At 63.1% G+C, this 16,841-nt stretch carries 15 protein-coding genes and 1 pseudogene (1 of these 16 running past the window's edge); 5 read left to right on the top strand and 11 right to left on the bottom strand.

Annotation, left to right across the window (positions count from 1 at the left end; genetic code table 11):
* The first annotated feature begins 21 nt into the window (after positions 1–21).
* Positions 22–762 (top strand): polysaccharide deacetylase family protein, encoded by a 741-nt coding sequence (locus tag EOB80_RS25880; protein ID WP_127320492.1) that lies wholly within the window; start codon positions 22–24, stop codon positions 760–762.
* A 55-nt stretch (positions 763–817) separates the two neighbouring features.
* Here the strand turns inward: EOB80_RS25880 and EOB80_RS25875 are convergent, their stop codons facing one another.
* Together EOB80_RS25875 and EOB80_RS25870 are read right to left on the bottom strand one after the other, a co-directional pair.
* Complete coding sequence (locus EOB80_RS25875) at positions 818–1,555, bottom strand: hypothetical protein (protein ID WP_127270107.1); 738 nt, start codon at positions 1,553–1,555, stop codon at positions 818–820.
* Positions 1,556–1,766: 211 nt separating this feature from the next.
* On the bottom strand, positions 1,767–3,812 hold the full coding sequence (locus EOB80_RS25870; protein ID WP_127330655.1) for an NADH:flavin oxidoreductase: 2,046 nt from the start codon (positions 3,810–3,812) through the stop codon (positions 1,767–1,769).
* A 101-nt stretch (positions 3,813–3,913) separates the two neighbouring features.
* On the opposite strand from EOB80_RS25870, the gene queF reads away from it, so the two are divergent.
* The gene (queF, locus tag EOB80_RS25865) at positions 3,914–4,375 is read left to right on the top strand and encodes a preQ(1) synthase (protein WP_127330653.1); all 462 of its coding nucleotides are present in this window, start codon (positions 3,914–3,916) and stop codon (positions 4,373–4,375) included.
* Between the two features lie 7 nt (positions 4,376–4,382).
* Here queF and EOB80_RS25860 read toward each other — a convergent pair whose 3' ends face one another.
* From EOB80_RS25860 to EOB80_RS25840, 5 genes and pseudogenes are all read right to left on the bottom strand, one after another.
* Positions 4,383–5,258 carry an alpha/beta fold hydrolase gene (locus EOB80_RS25860; protein WP_127330651.1) on the bottom strand — a complete coding sequence of 292 codons (876 nt, stop codon included), beginning with the start codon at positions 5,256–5,258 and terminating at the stop codon, positions 4,383–4,385.
* A gap of 7 nt (positions 5,259–5,265) precedes the next feature.
* Positions 5,266–5,877 carry a hypothetical protein gene (locus EOB80_RS25855; RefSeq protein WP_127272150.1) on the bottom strand — a complete coding sequence of 204 codons (612 nt, stop codon included), beginning with the start codon at positions 5,875–5,877 and terminating at the stop codon, positions 5,266–5,268.
* Positions 5,878–5,881: 4 nt separating this feature from the next.
* On the bottom strand, positions 5,882–6,361 hold the full coding sequence (locus EOB80_RS25850) for a DUF3828 domain-containing protein (protein WP_127269038.1): 480 nt from the start codon (positions 6,359–6,361) through the stop codon (positions 5,882–5,884).
* A gap of 96 nt (positions 6,362–6,457) precedes the next feature.
* A pseudogene (locus EOB80_RS25845) lies at positions 6,458–8,099 on the bottom strand (ABC transporter substrate-binding protein).
* 42 nt (positions 8,100–8,141) lie between these two features.
* Positions 8,142–9,692 (bottom strand): trimethylamine methyltransferase family protein, encoded by a 1,551-nt coding sequence (locus EOB80_RS25840; RefSeq protein WP_127330649.1) that lies wholly within the window; start codon positions 9,690–9,692, stop codon positions 8,142–8,144.
* Between the two features lie 90 nt (positions 9,693–9,782).
* Between EOB80_RS25840 and EOB80_RS25835 the strand changes: the two genes are divergently transcribed.
* Both EOB80_RS25835 and mutL read left to right on the top strand, forming a co-directional pair.
* On the top strand, positions 9,783–10,685 hold the full coding sequence (locus tag EOB80_RS25835; RefSeq protein ID WP_127330647.1) for a LysR substrate-binding domain-containing protein: 903 nt from the start codon (positions 9,783–9,785) through the stop codon (positions 10,683–10,685).
* Between the two features lie 148 nt (positions 10,686–10,833).
* Positions 10,834–12,708: a DNA mismatch repair endonuclease MutL gene (gene mutL / locus EOB80_RS25830; RefSeq protein ID WP_127330645.1), complete on the top strand. Its 1,875-nt coding sequence runs from the start codon at positions 10,834–10,836 to the stop codon at positions 12,706–12,708.
* A 72-nt stretch (positions 12,709–12,780) separates the two neighbouring features.
* Here mutL and EOB80_RS25825 read toward each other — a convergent pair whose 3' ends face one another.
* The 4 genes from EOB80_RS25825 to EOB80_RS25810 all read right to left on the bottom strand — a co-directional run bounded on the left by EOB80_RS25825 (position 12,781) and on the right by EOB80_RS25810 (position 15,922).
* Complete coding sequence (locus EOB80_RS25825) at positions 12,781–13,671, bottom strand: EamA family transporter (protein WP_127330643.1); 891 nt, start codon at positions 13,669–13,671, stop codon at positions 12,781–12,783.
* Between the two features lie 12 nt (positions 13,672–13,683).
* Complete coding sequence (locus EOB80_RS25820) at positions 13,684–14,010, bottom strand: hypothetical protein (protein WP_127330641.1); 327 nt, start codon at positions 14,008–14,010, stop codon at positions 13,684–13,686.
* 57 nt (positions 14,011–14,067) lie between these two features.
* Positions 14,068–14,943 carry an alpha/beta hydrolase gene (locus EOB80_RS25815; RefSeq protein WP_127330639.1) on the bottom strand — a complete coding sequence of 292 codons (876 nt, stop codon included), beginning with the start codon at positions 14,941–14,943 and terminating at the stop codon, positions 14,068–14,070.
* Between the two features lie 85 nt (positions 14,944–15,028).
* Entirely contained in the window at positions 15,029–15,922 is an 894-nt protein-coding gene (locus EOB80_RS25810; RefSeq protein WP_127330637.1) for a DMT family transporter, read from the bottom strand.
* A gap of 112 nt (positions 15,923–16,034) precedes the next feature.
* Here EOB80_RS25810 and EOB80_RS25805 point away from each other — a divergent pair, with 112 nt between their 5' ends.
* Positions 16,035–16,841, top strand: the 5' portion of a protein-coding gene (locus EOB80_RS25805; protein WP_164762723.1) for a LysR family transcriptional regulator. 81 nt of this gene lie beyond the right edge of the window; the window shows 807 of its 888 coding nt (coding positions 1–807); its start codon is at positions 16,035–16,037; its stop codon lies off the right edge, out of view.

Genomic DNA, 16,841 nt, shown 5'->3' with positions numbered 1-16,841 from the left:
CGCAACCGGATATCGGGGCTGATGACACCGTTTCGGTTTGTGCTGGCGGCGGTTTTGATTTTTGCGGTTCCCGCCCAAGGGGCCGATCGCATAATATATCTTACCTTCGACGATGGGCCGCTGAACGGCACAAGCAACATCCTCGATGTGCTGGAAGCCGAACAGGTTCCTGCAACCCTATTCATGGTCGGCATGCACGCACAGGCTAGCGCCGCCAACAGAGCGCTCGTCCAGCGCGCCAGGCAGCTTCCTCTGGTGACGCTCGGCAACCACAGCTACAGCCATGCCTACAATCACTACCGGCATTTCTACGGCGACACCGAAGGTGTCGTCGCCGACATGGTAAGGGCAAACGCGGTGCTCGGGTTGAAGCCCGTGGTGCATGCAAGGCTGCCGGGGCGCGACGTGTTCAGGCTGCCCTCCATGTCGAAGAACGACACCTCGCTTGGGCTCGCCCAGGAGGGGCGTGAAGAGCCCGACTACGAGTTTGTCGCGGCCTCAGGCTTCTATCTCTACGGCTGGGACCATGAATGGGTGCACAAGGACAACGGCGAGCCGGTGCAGAGCGTCGATCATCTGGTCAGCGAGATCGATCACCTGTTCGGCTATGGCCGCTTCGTCAAGCCCGGCAAGCTGATCCTGCTGATGCATGACGAAATGTTCCAGGACGGTTTCGACGGCAAGACGAAGCTGACCAATTTGATCACCGCGCTGAAGCTGCGCCGTTACAGCTTTGGGGCAATCCAGGGCTATGACGACTGAGCCGGCAAGGACGGCCAGTTCTCAGCGGATTGCGCATCGCGGGATCAGCAAGGTGTCAAAGCACCTCGACTGATTCGCCGCGTAACTTGTGGCGACGCAATTTGATGTATGTGCGTAAATTTGGCGTAATCTGAAAGCCAATCAGCTTCGTCTCCTGGAGGGGAGCAGCCCACGCCATCGTCTCGTAGCGGGCACCGTAACCTTCGATGGTGACGGCAAGATTTTCGCGGCCCAGATACCTCGCCAGAGTGGCACAGGCAGCAACCCTCGATCGTATGGACTGACCGTATTTGGGCGCAAACGCCAATCCTCCGTCCGCCAGGTCATCCACCTCATGGGCAAGCACTAGGAACAAGATGTCCTCGTCGCCGGCCGGCACACCGGCATCCACAAGGCGCTCGGGGTCTCCGGTATCGAATTTCAGTCCGACTAGGCGGGCGACAAGACCTTCAACCCGGGGACCGATTGTTTGCTCCAGCCATCTGCGGTGTGCATCGGTGCGCCTGCTGGACTTTCCGTCCGGATAGTGGCCGCTGTCGTAGGCAGCGTGAAACATCGCGGCCAAGACAAGATCGACGCTTTTATCGAAATGCGCGGCCGATGACGCAGCCCCCACCGCATGGCAGATGAACGGCCGTCCTGTCTTGCGGTAGCGGCCGTTGAACATCGCGCAACACACACGATACGCCTTTTGCACCCGGGCGATATCGGCAACCGAATATCCATTCTCGTATAGCTGCATGTAGAGCGCCGTATTGGTCTGGCGCGGAACGAACGGATCTTTCTTGGTCAACTTGTCCCCCCGGACTTTGTTAGGTTTTCGTCAACTTTTCTCGGCAGAAGACGCACTGCTTCGCGATTTCCCTGCAGACTTGCAGTAGAATGAAACTGATCCCAAGCGTTTGGATCACCCTAGATCGTTACAAGTACGACAGGGAAAGTCCAGTCTAGGGGCTCTTGCAGGAAGCTTCGGCCGCGCGCTACGATCCTGGCGATAGCTAATTTCAGATCCGCAAGCCGAACCTGATGCCGTCATAGATGGCGGCATGAATGTTGCGCGAGGCGACCGCGTCGCCGATGCGGAACAGAACAAAGCCGCCTTCTGGATTGCGCTTGGGAAAGATGTCGCCACCGCTCACCAGACGCTCGTAGTCGACCGCGCCGCCATTCTTCGACAGCGGCTTCAGCAAGAGGTATAGATCGTCGAGCGGTAGCGTACCGTGCTCGACCACCACCTGGTCGACCCTGCGCTCGCCGCGCCAGCCATCGGCGAAATCCGAAGCCAGCTCTGCGATCAGCTGGTTGCCCTCACGCCGCACCGAACGCAGCCGCGTGTTGATGGTGATGGTGACGCCCTTTTCCTGGAAGGCCCTGATATAGGGCACATGGTTCATGCCGCCCATTTCCGGGGCAAAGAAACGCTCCGGCGATACAAGCTCGAGTTTCGAGCCGGCATTGGCGATCAGTTCGGCGGCGCCCATGCCCTGATGGCCGCCATTGTCGTCATAGAGCAGCACATTTTCGGCCGGCTTGACGCTGCCGGCCATGATGTCCCAACTCGAGGTGACAAGGTTGTCGCCTGATGTCAGCGGCGGGTTCTGCGGCAGGCCGCCGGTAGCGACCACCACCACATCGGGCGACAGCGCCAGGACATCGTCTTTTTCCGCCCAGGTGTCGTAGCGGATCTCGACGCCGAGCCGGTCGAGTTCGGCCAGCCGCCAGTCGATGATGCCGATCAGCTCCTTGCGGCGCGGGTTCTGCGTCGCCAATCGCACCTGGCCGCCGGCCTGGCTCGATGCTTCAAGCACCATCACCTTGTGGCCGCGCTCAGCCGCGACCCGCGCAATCTCCAGTCCGCCGGCGCCGGCTCCGACGACCACGATTTTCTGCTTCGGTCCTTCGGTCTTGACGATCATATGCGGGATTTCGGCCTCGCGGCCGGTCGCGGCATTGTGGACGCAAAGCGCTTCACCGCCCTCATAGATGCGGTCGAGACAATAGGTGGCGCCCACACAGGGGCGGATCTCATGCTCGCGCCCCTCCATCACCTTTTTGATGATGTGCGGATCAGCGATATGGGCGCGGGTCATGCCGACCATGTCGAGCTTGCCGGTGGCGATGGCGTGGCGTGCAGTGGCCACGTCGGATATGCGCGCCGCGTGGAAGGTCGGGAATTTCGTCGCCGCCCTCACCTCTCCGGCGAAATCGAGATGCGGCGAAGAACGCATGCCGGTTACCGGGATGACCTTGGTCAGCGCCGCATCGCTCTCGATCGAGCCACGGATGATGTTGAGGAAATCGACCTTGCCGGAGCCCGCCAGCCGCCTGGCGATTTCGATCCCCTCCGCCTTCGACAGGCCTTTTTCGAAATCTTCGTCGGCGACCATGCGGATGCCGACGACGAATTTGTCGCCGACAGCTGCCCGCACGGCATCGAGCACCATGTTGGTGAAGCGCAGGCGATTGTCCAGCGAGCCGCCGAATTCGTCGTCGCGATGATTGGTGGCGGGCGACCAGAAGCCGTCCATCAGATGGCCGTAGGATTCGAACTCGATGCCGTCGAGGCCGGCGGCCTCGCAGCGCTGGGCGGCTGAAGCATAGTCGGCGACGATGCGCTCCATGTCCCAGTCCTCGATCGTCTTCGGGAATGCGCGATGCGCCGGCTCACGCACCGGCGAGGCCGAGAGCACCGGCAGCCAGTCGGCCTTGTTCCAGCCAGTACGGCGGCCGAGATGGGTGATCTGGATCATCACCTTGCAGTCGTGCTCGTGGCAGGCGTCAGCGAGCTCGGCCAGCCATGGCACGATCCTGTCGTCATAGACATGCAGATTGCCGAAAGCGGCCGGGCTGTCGCGCGAGACGATCGCCGAGCCGGCGGTCATGGTCAGCGCCATGCCGCCCTTGGCCTTCTCGGCATGGTAGAGCCGGTATCGCTGTTTCGGCATGCCGTCCTCGGAATAGGCCGGCTCATGGCTGGTCGACATGACCCGGTTCTTCAGCGTCAGGTGTTTGAGCTGGTAGGGCTGGAGAAGCGGATCGTTGCTGGTCATCGTCTTCCTGCGGTTTCAAATTGTGCTAATGAGCGGCAAAATTCGTTTTCAAGCATGTCGTCCCGCACGCACTCCGGGCGCATGCGACAAGGATAGCGCCCATGATCGACACCAAAACCCTCACCCAGCTCGGCGCGCACGTCGAGACGCCACAAAGCCCCGAAGCAGCGGTCCTGGAGACCGTACCGTTTTCGCGCGGCGACGGCCCGCCGGCGATCGTGCGCTTTACCTGCCCGGAATTCACCTCGCTGTGCCCAGTCACCGGCCAGCCGGACTTCGCCCATATCGTCATCGAATACGCACCGGATGCGGCTCTGGTGGAATCGAAGTCGCTCAAGCTGTTCATGACCTCGTTTCGCAACCATGGCGCCTTCCATGAAGACTGCACCGTCATGATCGGCCGCCGCATCGTGGCGGCAACCAAGCCGCTGTGGTTGCGCATAGGCGGCTATTGGTATCCACGCGGCGGCATTCCGATCGATGTGTTCTGGCAAACCGGCGCTCCGCCCGAAGGCGCATGGCTGCCGGACACCGGGGTAGCGCCTTATCGCGGGCGGGGTTGAGCGAACGTCAACCATGGATGGCACCCGTCCGGCAGAGCTTTGTTGCAAGAAAGGAAAAGATAGCATCGCTGTAGCGCAGTTGGTCGTAGAGGAGCAGATCGACATGGCCTGCGCCTCCAAACCAGACGAGTTGTGAACCAACGGCAGCATTCTGCAGCGCCAGCACCTGTCCATGATCGATGAAAGGGTCGTTGCTGCCTGCAAGCAGCATCAGCGGCTTGCCGATAGCAGCAAGATGGTCGACCGGCTTGACATCATCGGCGCTCAACCCGAGACGAAGCGGCATCTGTGCCAAAAGGACATCGGCTTGGAAACCGCGCCAGAAGTGGAAAGGCATTCGCCACGCTGTGGTTTCGCGCAAGGTTGCGTAGAGCTGCTCCAGCACATAGGCATCGGCAGGCGCTTGCGGCGCGGCAAAGACAAGTGCGGCGGCGCCAAGCGACGAGCCGATGGCGCCAAGCTTCTGGCCTGGAAAGCGTTGCCGAGCAAAGGTAATAATACGGGCGGCGTCCGGGCCTTCCGAATACCCGAAGCCCTGAACGGCGCCACCGCTCTCTCCATGACCGGAGAGGTCGAACAAGACAACGGAATAGCCAGCGTCGAACAAGAGCTTCGCCCTTTGAACCAAGGCCAGCCTGTTGGCGCCGCGCCCATGTAGCAGCACAATCGCACCGCAACTGCCCTTTCGATCGGCTACCCAGCCGACAAGCTCGGGCGCATCCGCCTGGTCGAGTACGACGCGCTCGACGGAGAAGTCGCAAGGCGCTGCCAGAGCTTGCCGCGGCTGGCGAGCGACCAGTATCGTGCCGATGTGCCAGTCGAACACGCCCCCGGCAACGCCGAGTCCGACCAGCACGATGGCAAGCGAAAAGCAAAGCTTCATCGCCGGTTCATTCGCACTGATACTGGCTGAGTGCCCATTCGCCGGTCACCGACAATAGGTCCGATATCTTCCAGTCGCCGTCGACCCTCTTGAATTTCCATTCCAGCCGGTGCGGGTTGCCCGATATGACGAAGGCGACGATGACCTTGGCCTGGTCGCCGTTAATCGCCTCGAGCGTCTTCAGGCTCTTGTCGATCTCGGCCTTGTCGTAATCGGCATTGTCGAGCGCCATGTTGGGGTCGAGGCACTCGCCCTGCCCGGATTTGCGCAACGCGTCGCTCTTGTCGAGCACGGTTTTGGCCGGGTCGATGAAATGGCTTCGCTCGGCCGGATCGATCTCCAGTCCGACCTGATCGTAAAACGGCCGCACCACGGCGGTCGGCGAGCCCGGCTGGATCGGTGCGGCGGGCGCGGCTTCGGCTGGCGACCATCCCACCGGCGGCGTGGCCGGTTCCGCCGCTCCGCCCGGCGCATTTGCGGGCGGTGCCCCGCTGTCGCCCGGCTGGGTGCCGGCCGGGGCGTTTGCCGGCGGCGCACCCAACAAGCCTTGCGCGGCGGCGCCGCTCAGAGCCGCCAGCAGGCACACACCCGACAGCGCCAGGAACCGGCGATGGGCCATCGCTTCACTCCGGCGTCTGGCCGGCCATGCATTCCAGCGCGCTGAGCGTCCAGTCGCTGGTCTTGGAAGCGATGTCCGATATCTTCCACTTGCCGTCGATCTTCTTGAGCGACCAGAGCATTTCACGTTTGGAATCATCGCCCTCGGAGAACAGGCTGAAGGATGCCGTGACCTGTGCGTTATCGCCATCCAGCTTCTCAGACAGTTTCAGCGTTTTCGAGACGGTTTTCTGATCGAAATCCTGGGCGTCGAGACCAGGATCGAAATCGATGCAGGCGACCTGGTCCGGGTTCGTCTTCGTTGCCTGGTCGTTCAGCTCGAACAGTTTCGTCACCGGTTCGGTGAACCGATCCCGATATTGTTCGTCGGCCTCGAACTTGACCGCCGGGACATAGAAGAACTTCACCGCGTCGGACGCCGGTCCGGCGACGGCGGCGCCCGGCAGGGCTATCGAAAGGGCGGCAACGAGCACTGTCAGTCTCATGCAGAATCTCCGGCTTTTGATGGCTTGAGCCTATCAATACCACGCATCCTGCATATCGGCTTTTTTGCGGCTCATGAAGTCCTGCCGCGCCTTGTTTCAGCCGTCCAGCCAGACGTTCTGAAGGTCCATCTCGAATGTCTGGTGGACACCATAGTTCTTCACCTTCTTGTTCTGGTGGCTGTAGAGCTTCTGCCAGAACGGCTGAATAATGACGCCCGAATCCTGCAGGATCTGCTCGACATCCTTCATGACCTCGCGTCGTTTCTCCACGTCGATGAGCGATAGCGCCTGCTTGAGCTTGGCGTCGAAATCGGGGTTGGAATATGCCGATTCATTCCAGGCCTCGCCGGTGCGATAGCCGAGCGCCAGCACCTGGACGCCAAGCGGGCGCATGTACCAGATCGTCATCGAATAGGGATATTTCGTCCAGTCGTTCCAGAAGGTCGAACCCGGCAGCACCGTGCGCTTCACCTTGATTCCGGCATCGCGCAGCTGGCCGGCAATGGCGTCGCCGGTATTCTTCTGCCAATCGTCCTCGATGGTGATCAGCTCATGCTCGAAGTCAGCCTGTCCGGCTTCCGCCATCAGCTTCTTGGCGCCGGCGGCGTCGCGTGTCTTCTTGGGCAGCGGATAGTATTCCGGATGGATCGGGGCAACGTGGTGGTTTTCGCCAGGGGTGCCTCGCCCGGCATAACCAAGTTGGAGGACCGCATTGTTGTCGACGGCCATTTGCAAGGCGTTGCGCACCCGCTTGTCGTCATAAGGCTTGTGGGTGATGTTGGTGCAGGCAACCAGCGTCGTCGCCGTCGCCACCTCCGATTTCACCAGATCCATCTTGTCGAGAATGTCGATGAAGTCGGCGGGCGACTCGAAATTGAGGTCGATCTCACCGGATTCGAACGCGTTCACGGTGGCGTTGAAATCGGTGCCGTAGTCGATGAACTCGACGCTGTCGAGCGGCGCTTCACCACCCCACCATTTGCCATTCTCGCGACGCTTGACGACCGCCTTCTGGCCGACATCCCAGTTCGAACGGTCCCGTGCCGATCGGCTTCTTGATCGGATCGGGACCGTCGGCATCGAAGTTGCGATGCACGACGAGCGCCGGATAGTCGGTGAAATTCGGGATCAGTGAAATGTCTGGTTCGCTGAGCTTCAGCTTGACCGTGTTGTCGTCGACCTTGGTGATCGCGCCATCCCTGGCCTTGCCGGTCTTTGCGTCGATCAGCGCGCCGACACGGGCGGCCATGGAATTGCCGGCGACATTCTTCTCGCACCAGCGCGTCAGATTGTGAGCGACGTCATCGGCGTTGAAGGCATCGCCGTTGTTCCATGTGATGCCCTTGCGCACATGCAGCACGTATTCGGTGGCGTCGTCATTGATATCCCAACTTTCGAGCAGAACCGGCTCGAAGGTGAACTGCCTAGTATAGCGGACAAGCGGCTCCAGCCAGCAGCGCGAAATGTTCGCCAGCTCAACCCAGTCGTAGGTGCGCGGATCCTTCTGCCCCTTCACCGACATCGAGACGCGCAGCGTTCCGCCTTTCTTCGGCTCTTCGGCCAAGGCCCGATCCGGCACGGCAAGGCCGATCATGGCGTAGGCAAGCGCCGTCGATGCGCCGAAGGCGCTTGCCAGCGCCAGGAACTCGCGCCGATCGACACGACCCGCGCGTGCTTCGACCGCCATTGCCTCGATAGCGCTCGGCACGCGATCGCCACTGCTTCTGAAGAATGCCATTTTTTCCTCCCGTCTGGTTCCCTTTGATCTTGGTTCTTCGCGTCAACTGACGCTGTCCGGCAGCCTCTCCTCGCGCCGCGCGATGAAATCCATCAGGCCATCGGCGATGCCTTCGTCGAGCTTCGGCTCCTCGTAATCCGCCAGCATGTTGCGCGCCTTCTCGCGACCGCGCGTGTCGTGGTCCTTCGCCCCTTCTGCCTTCCACTGTTCGTACGAATTGAAGTCCATGATCGAGGGTATGAAGAAGGCCGACTCGAAATGTTCGAGCGTGTGTTTGGTGCCGAGGAAATGGCCCTGCGGCCCGACTTCGCGAACCGCTGCCATCGCTTCCTTGAAATCGTCGAACGGAAGGCCGCCTGCATATTTGTACCAGCCAACCAGCTGTTCGCAGTCCGTAGCGAACTTCGAATAGCCGCAGCTCAGGCCGGCCTCCAGCCACCCGGCGGAGTGCCAGATGTAGTTGGCGCCGGCGAGGATGGCGGCATGCATCAGCATGTTGGCCTCGTAGCCCGCCTGGGCGTCGTTGAGCTTCGATCCGACATGGAAGCCTGAGGTGCGCCACGGCAGTTTGTATTTCCGCGCCAGCGCGCCCATCAGGTACATCATCTGGGCCGCCTCCGGCGTGCCGCCCATCGGAGCGCCGGTCTTCATGTCCACGGTGACCATGAACTGTCCGTAGATCTGTGGCGACCCTGGGCGCAGCAGTTGCGTGAAGGCGACGCCCGCCAGCGCTTCCGCATTGACCTGCGCGACTGCCCCGACGGCCGACGCCGAAGTCGAGGCGCCGCACAGTGCGAAGGGTGCGAGGATCAGCGGCTGGTTGCTTCGGGCATAGACCTTCATCGCGTCCAGCATGGTGGCGTCCCACACCAGCGGCGAATTGCAGTTGGTGATCGACACCAGGACCGGATTGTCGCGGACGTAATCCTCGCCGAACACGATGCCTGCCATCGCCATCGTGTCTTCCGCCCGCTCCTTGGACGTGACGATGCCCATGAACGGCTTGTCGGAATGCTTAAGCGCGGAATGGATGATGTGGAGGTGACGCTTCGGTACCGCGATTTCCATCGGCTCGCAAATGACCGAACTCGATGAATGCAGCGCCGGCGCCATGTAGGCGAGCTTGTGGAAATTGTTGAGGTCCGCGAGCGTGCCGTAGCGCCTGTTGTTGTCGAGGTCACGCACATAGGGCGCGCCATACATCGGCACGAAGATGGTATTGTTGCCGCCCACCCGCACCGTACGCTGCGGATTCCTCGCATTGAGCGTGAACTCCGACGGGACCTTCGATACCAGTTCCATCAGCAGGGCCCGGTCGATCCGCACACGAGTTTCCGAGACATCCGCGCCCGCCGCCTTCCACAGTGCGATAGCCTCGTCGTCGCGGAATTCGCATCCCACCTCTTCGAGGATCAAGAGCGACTCCTCGTGGATCAGCTCGACCGCCTCATCGGGGACCATCTGGTAGACGGGGATCTGGCGGACCAGGGTCGGAAACGACGTTACCGGAGCTCCGCGCAGGGCCTTGCGTCCCAGGCGGCCGCCACTGCGGCGGTTGGCATGTTCGGTCACTTCAGGGGCCGGTGCGTTCATGGCAACTCCATTCCACTCATGAAGGAGCCTAACGCGACAAAATGGTGATGTGACGCTGGAAAATCCTGATCTCTTGTATAAGCTCAGCTTATGCGAAGCCTGCGCCACCTCCTGCCCTCGGCCGGCAGCCTGATCGTCTTCGAGGCGGCCGGGCGGCTGTCGAGCTTCACCGCCGCCGGGCGCGAGCTCGGCATGACGCAGGCCGCCGTCTCCTATGCCGTGCGCGGGCTGGAAGAACGGCTTGGCGCCAAGCTGTTCCAGCGCCGCCACCGCCAGGTTCTCCTGACCGAGGCCGGCGAGCGCTTCCATGCCGATGTCTCGCTCGGCCTTTCGCATATTCGCAAATCGGCGGAGGATCTGCGCCTGCAGGCAACCGGCGGTCATGTCACGCTGGCTGCCTCGACCGCGTTCGGCTCGTTCTGGATGATGCCTCGCCTGCAGCAGTTCCGCGACGAACTGCCGGGCATCGACCTGCGTATCCAGACCGCCGACCGTGACCTCGACATCATCGCGGAAGGCATTCCGCTCGGCGTGCGCGGCGGCGCGCCGCGGGACTGGCCGGACTATCACTCGTTGCCGCTGGCCGACGAGGAGATATTTCCCGTCGCCGGCACCGTTTATGCGGCAAAGTTCGGCCTGCCCCAATCCGCTGCCGAACTGGCCACGCACCGCCTCATCCATCTGGAGGAGCCGTATCGCGAGGCGGCCAGCTGGGACGAATGGTTCCAGTCGGCGGGCGCCAATTTCAGCGATACCGCGCGCGGCCTGCGCATCAACGACTACGGCCTGGTGATCCAGGGCGTCATGGAAGGCCAGGGCATCGCGCTCGGCTGGCGGCACCTCGCCGAGCGGCTGCTGGCGTCGGGCTTGCTGGTGCCGGTGACGGATCATGTGCTGAAGACCGGCAAGGCGTTCTATGTCGTCTGGCCGAAGAACCGGGAACTCAGCGACAACGCCCGCAAGGTGCGAGACTGGCTGGCGGAGCAAGCGTGAGGGGCAGCGCCTCCCAGTCCCTTGGAAGTCGGCGGGACAGCACCTCCCTGCGGCCTGCCAGAGGGAGGCTGCTGTCCCGCCAGCCTATCCACTGTTCCGCAACACCGAATCCTTCCGCATCCGTCTCGAATCCGCCTATAGTGCTGCCATGCCCATCCGCCAGCTTTCCGAAACGATGATCAACCAGATCGCCGCCGGCGAAGTCATCGAGCGTCCGGCGAGCGTCGTCAAGGAACTGGTCGAGAATGCGCTCGATGCCGGCGCTTCGCGCGTCGAGATCGTCACAGCCGGCGGCGGGCTGAACCTGATCCGCGTCACCGATGACGGCTCTGGCATTCCCGAACGGGAGCTGGCGCTGGCGATCGCACGTCATTGCACCTCCAAGCTCACCGAGGATATCAACGACATCCGCTCGCTGGGCTTCCGCGGCGAAGCGCTGCCGTCGATCGGCTCGGTGTCGCGACTGTCGATCCGCTCGCGCACGGCAGCAAGTGACAGCGCCGCCGAGATCGGCATCGAGGGTGGCCGCGTTCTGCCTGTCAGGCCGGCGGCGGCCAATCGCGGCACCACGATCGAGGTGCGCGACCTGTTCTTCGCAACGCCGGCCCGGTTAAAGTTCATGAAGGGCGAACGCGCCGAAAGCTCGGCCACCAGCGATGTGGTCAAGCGCATCGCCATCGCCTTCCCCGCCGTGCGCTTCACGCTGGCCGGCTCGGACCGCTCTATGCTGGAATTGCCGGCGGCGGATGACAGTGCGGAAGGCAGCCTGCGCCGTGTCGCCCAGGTGATGGGCGCCGACTTTCCCGACAATTCGATTGCCATCGATGCGATGCGCGAAGGCGTGCATCTGACCGGCCACGTGTCGATCCCCTCCTTCACCCGCGCCAACGCGCTGCAGCAATATGCGTATGTGAACGGCCGCCCGGTGCGCGACAAGCTGATCGCCGGCGCCATACGCGGTGCCTATGCCGACGTCCTGCCGCGTGACCGCCATGCGGTGACGGTGCTGTTCCTGACGCTCGACCCGGCCATCGTCGACGTCAATGTCCATCCAGCCAAGGCCGATGTGCGCTTCCGCGATCCCGGCCTTGTGCGCGGATTGATCGTCGGGGCAATTCGACAGGCACTGGCCGATGCCGGCGTCCGCGCCGCCACTACGGGTGCCGCCGGCATGATGGCGGCGTTCCGGCCGGGGGCCGCATCCTACGGCCACGGCGGACCGGCAAACGGCCACCGCAGCTACGACGCGGCCTACCGCGCGTCGGGCCCGTCCGGCTTCGATCCCGTCCGGTCGTCGCAGCGGCCGCTCGATATGGGTTTCGAGGGTGCGGGCTTCGAGCAGCGCGGCTTGCGTGAAAACGAGCAAGCGGCTTTCGATGCCGGTCCGCTTGCCAGCGCCGATGCACGCGCAGGGCAGGATGAAGCGGCCGAGACCCTGCTCGGCGCGGTGCTGGGCGCGGCGCGCGCCCAGGTGCATGAGAACTACATCGTCGCCCAGACCAGGGATTCGCTCATCATCGTCGACCAGCATGCGGCGCATGAACGGCTGGTCTACGAGGCGCTGAAGAATGCGCTGCACTCGCGCCCGGTGCCCTCCCAGATGCTGCTTCTGCCCGAAATCATCGACCTGCCGGAGGAGGACGCCGAGCGGCTTGCGGTGCATTCGGAAACGCTGGCCCGCTTCGGTCTCGGCATCGAGCGCTTCGGCCCCGGCGCCGTCGCGGTGCGCGAGACGCCGTCGATGCTGGGCGAGACCAATGTCGGGCAATTGGTGCGCGACCTCGCCGACGAGATCGCCGACAACGACACGGTCGACACGCTGAAGGAGCGGCTGGACAAAATAGCCGCGACCATGGCCTGCCACGGCTCTGTGCGCTCCGGCCGCCTGCTCAAGGCCGAGGAGATGAATGCCCTGCTGCGGCAGATGGAGGCGACGCCCGGTTCGGGCACCTGCAACCACGGCCGCCCAACCTATATCGAACTCAAGCTGGCGGACATCGAACGGCTTTTCGGGCGGCGATAGCTGCGGGACGGATTGCGGGCCATCGCGTCACCGCTCGAGGCCGGCAGGCCAAGGAGGTCGCCGACAATGCGGTCACCTGCGATTTTCGCCTGGCGGTCTGAGTAGCGCGATCGCAGCCGCCGCCAGCAGGAGGATCGCACCGGCGATTTCAGCCCAGCCGACCGCCTCGCCGAAAAGCCAAGCTCCTGCCGCCAAAGCGACGATCGGCGAAACGAAGGCATAGAGCCCGGCACGCACGGTACCCCAGTCACGCATCAGCACGAGATAGAGCGTATAGGCGACGATCGTGCCAAACAGCGACAGGAACAGCAGACTGCGGATGGCGGCCGGCGTGAGCAGCGCCTTGAGCGTCTCACCCGAGATCGGCTCCAGCGCGAGCGACAGCGCAAGCAGTGCCACACCGCCGATCGCAGCCTGGACCATTGTCAGCGCCAGCGGTTTGACTGCGCTCACCAGCGGGCGCGAAACCACGCTGCCGACGCAATAACAGGCGGTCGCAACGACGATCGCGGCGAGCCCGATGCCGCTCGAACCGCTTCCCGCGCCAAGCCGCGTCCAGAACAGCCCAACCAGCCCGATGCTGCCGATAGCGAGCGCGGAAGCGTGGCGCCAGGTCGGCCGCTCCTCGCCGGTGAATGCGGCAATCGCGAACAGCAGGATCGGAATCAGCGCCAGGTTGACCAGCCCCGACAATCCCGAGGGCACGTGCTGCATTCCCCAGAAAAGCAGACCGTAGGTGCTGGTGTTGACCAGCAATGCCGAGATTATCGTCCGCCCCGTTCGCCCGTGGGCGAACGCCGCGCCGGCTCCACGCACCGCTGTTGCCAGAAGCGCGGCGGTCAGCAAATAGCGTGCCGCCGCCAGCAGGAGCGGAGGCACGTCATCGAGACCGAGCTTGATCGCCGCCCAGGTCAGACCCCAGATCAGCGACATCACCGCGAAGAAGGCGAGATTGCGAACCACCAAATTCGCCGTTCAGCGCAGTCCCTGGCGATCGACGAGTATCCGGTGGATGTCGATCCGCTCCGGCAGTTCGATCAGGAACTCGGCATCGCGGTCCAGATGATGGACTTTGGTCGGTTCGCCTTTGGTAAAGGCGGTCATCGCCTGCATGTCGGCCCAATACGAGATGGTTGTGAACCACGTCTCGGCATCGCGGTCCTCGCGCAGCAATTGGACGCCAAGCGCTGTCTTCTCGAGGGGCGGAATACCCTCGGCACGCAGGTATGGCTCATAGGCGTCGGCAACGTCGCGGCGGGTGCGGCCGCGCCAGATGCGCGCGATCGTCGGTTTGGTCGGCATGAGGTTCTCCTTCAGTCAGGCGGACAGCAAACCGGGCATAGCGGACGCCGGGTGAGATCAGCCGTGAACACGAGCCAGGAAATCGCGGACCAGCGGCAGCGCGTCGTCGAAATGTGTCTCGAGCAGCCAGTGACCCGCCCCCTCGATCAGATGCAGTTCCGCATCGGGCAGATCGCGATGATAGGCCCGTGCCGACGCCGCGGGCATATAGCCATCCTCTGGGCCCCAAAGGACCAGCGTGGGCGGATGGTGTTCACGCAAATAAGCCTGGTAGCGCGGAAACCAGGTGAGATTGGCTTCCAGCTTCTCCATCAGACCGACGGCGATCTGCCGACGAACCGGCGTGTTCATCAATGGCCAGTGGAGGCTCCAGAGATCGGGCGGCACGCGCGTGGCGACGTCGTCAGACACTTCCCCGATGAACTCGGCCCGGAACCCGTCCTCACTTACCGCGGCCTCGAGCGGACGGTGCTTGTCGGGCGTCTTGTCGGTCCACCAAGCCTTGATCGTGGCGTATTTGGAGCCAAGCACGTCCTCGTAGATGTCGCCGTTCTGGATGATCAGGGCGCTGATCCGCTCCGGGTGCGAGATCGCATGCCGGAGTCCTATCTGCGAGCCGTAATCATGCAGCCACAAGGCGTAGCGTTCGAGACCGAATTCATCGGCAAATTTGGAAAGCACGTCGCAATAGGCGTCGAAATCATAGCCAAAGGCGGCCGGATCTGGTGTGCCACTGTATCCGAAGCCCGGCCAGTCGAATGCAATCGTTCGCCAGCGGTCGGCGAGCGCCGGCATCAGTCGGCGGAATTGGAACGAAGAACAGGGATAGCCGTGCGGCAACAGCAAGACAGGTGCTTCTGGCGGCCCTGCCTCGCGATAGAAAATGGATAGATCACCCAGTTGCATGCGTCGGTGCGTCGTTGCACCCGGCATTCGGACCTCCGTCGAATAAACACCGGCTAAACGCGTTTGACCGAGGCATCGTTCCCGAATGAGGGAAGCGGACGGCCGGCAATATTCATCTCTTCAAGTTCACCACGATGACACCGCCCAGCGCCAGCGCGCCGCCGATTATGCCGAGCAGCGTGGGGACTTCGCCCAGCCAGAAGAAGCCGATCAGCGCGGACATCGGCGAGACCAGATAGAGGAAGTTGGAGGCACGTGCGGCGGGCAGACGCGACAGTGCGGTCGCCCAGGCGGCATAGGCGATCAGGCTGGGCACGATGCCAAGAAAGATGACGGCGCCGAGGCCTGCTGCGTCGGCAACCGCCGCTTGCGAAAAGGCCGACGGCAGGAAGGGTGCCAGGCATAGTGCGCCGAGCACCATGTTCGAAGCGGAGATGGTCAACGGATGATGGCGGGCAAACAGCGGCTTCTGGACGATGGTGTTGACGGCCGAGCACAAGGCCGAACCAAGCACCAGAAGAGCACCGCTGTTAAAAGACAGTCCATTCCCGTCGGCCATGGCGATGACGCCAATGCCGGCGAAGGAAATCACCGTGCCGGCCCAGGCCATGCCCGAAAAGCGCTCGCCCAGCAGGACCATCGCCATGATGGCGGTGAAGATCGGGCTGACATTGATGATGAAGCCGGCGGCACCGGCAGAGACGGTCAGTTCGCCGAAATTGAGCATGACGGTGTAGAGCGCGACGAAGATGGCGCCGCCAAAGACCAGGCGCCACACTTCGTCGAGCCTTGGCAGCGCCGGGCGCTTGATGGCCAGGAAGATCGCCGCCGGCACCGCGGCGATGGCAAAGCGCAACGCGCCGAGTTCCAGCGGTCCGAAGGCAGCGAGACCGGCGCGGATCGCCGGAAAGGCGGAGGCCCAACCAACCACCGTCAGCGCGACAGCAATGGCTGCCGTGGTGTCCATCCGCTGTGTCGAATTCAACGTGCCCGTCATTGCGTTCATCTCACTGCCCTCGCATTCTTCCGTCCTGAAAGGCAGAAAACGCCATTTCAGGCCAGTTGACAAACGACCAAATCGAGGATCACCTGTGACTATGGATCACAGCTCGGACACAATGGTACCGCTCGAAACACTGCGCGCCTTCGATGCGGCGGCGCGAACAGGCAGCTTTTCGGCGGCCGCCGAAAAGCTCAACATCACCCATGGCGCCGTCAGCCGGCAGATCGCCAAGCTCGAGGACTGGCTGGGATTGAAAGTCTTCGACCGTGGGGCGCGCGGCGTCTCGCTGACGATCGAGGGCAACCGGCTGCATCTGCGCACGGCGGAAGCCTTTGCGCTGATATCGACCCATTCCGACCGCTGGGTCGAGCCGCGTGGCACGGCGGTGGTGCGGCTGACCTCGATCCCCTCGGTCAGCGGGCTGTGGCTGATGCCGCGCATGGCGGCTCTGGAGAACAATCCCTCGAAGCTGCGCATCGTGCTCGATGTCGATATCCGCCAGGCCGACCTTGCCGATGAGGGCATCGATCTCTCCATCCGCTGTGGACGCGGCGGCATTCCGGGCCGCGTCTCGGTGCAGCTTTTCGAGGAACATGTCTTCCCCGTCGCGTCACCCGAGCTTGCCTGCGAGATCGGCCGCGGCGACCCTGCCCGGCTGCTCAAATATCCGCTGATCAACGATTCCGACGCGTCTGCCTGGCGCGCCTGGTTTGCCGCGCAAGGCATGGATTATCGCCCGCGCCCGCAGGACCGTCGCTTCGAGGACTACAATCTGGTGCTCGACGCCGCCGCCTATGGGCTCGGCATCGCGCTGGCACGCCCACCCCTGACCGGGCATCAATTGCAATCGGGCCGCATCACGCCCGTCGATGAGCGCACCGCGCTCAATCCGGTGTCCTACTGGCTCGACCGGCCGATCGGG

This window comes from Mesorhizobium sp. M7A.F.Ca.MR.245.00.0.0 (genome assembly GCF_003997415.1).
In the GTDB taxonomy this organism is placed as follows: Bacteria; Pseudomonadota; Alphaproteobacteria; order Rhizobiales; family Rhizobiaceae; genus Mesorhizobium.
This window is presented reverse-complemented; position numbering and strand designations above follow the sequence as displayed.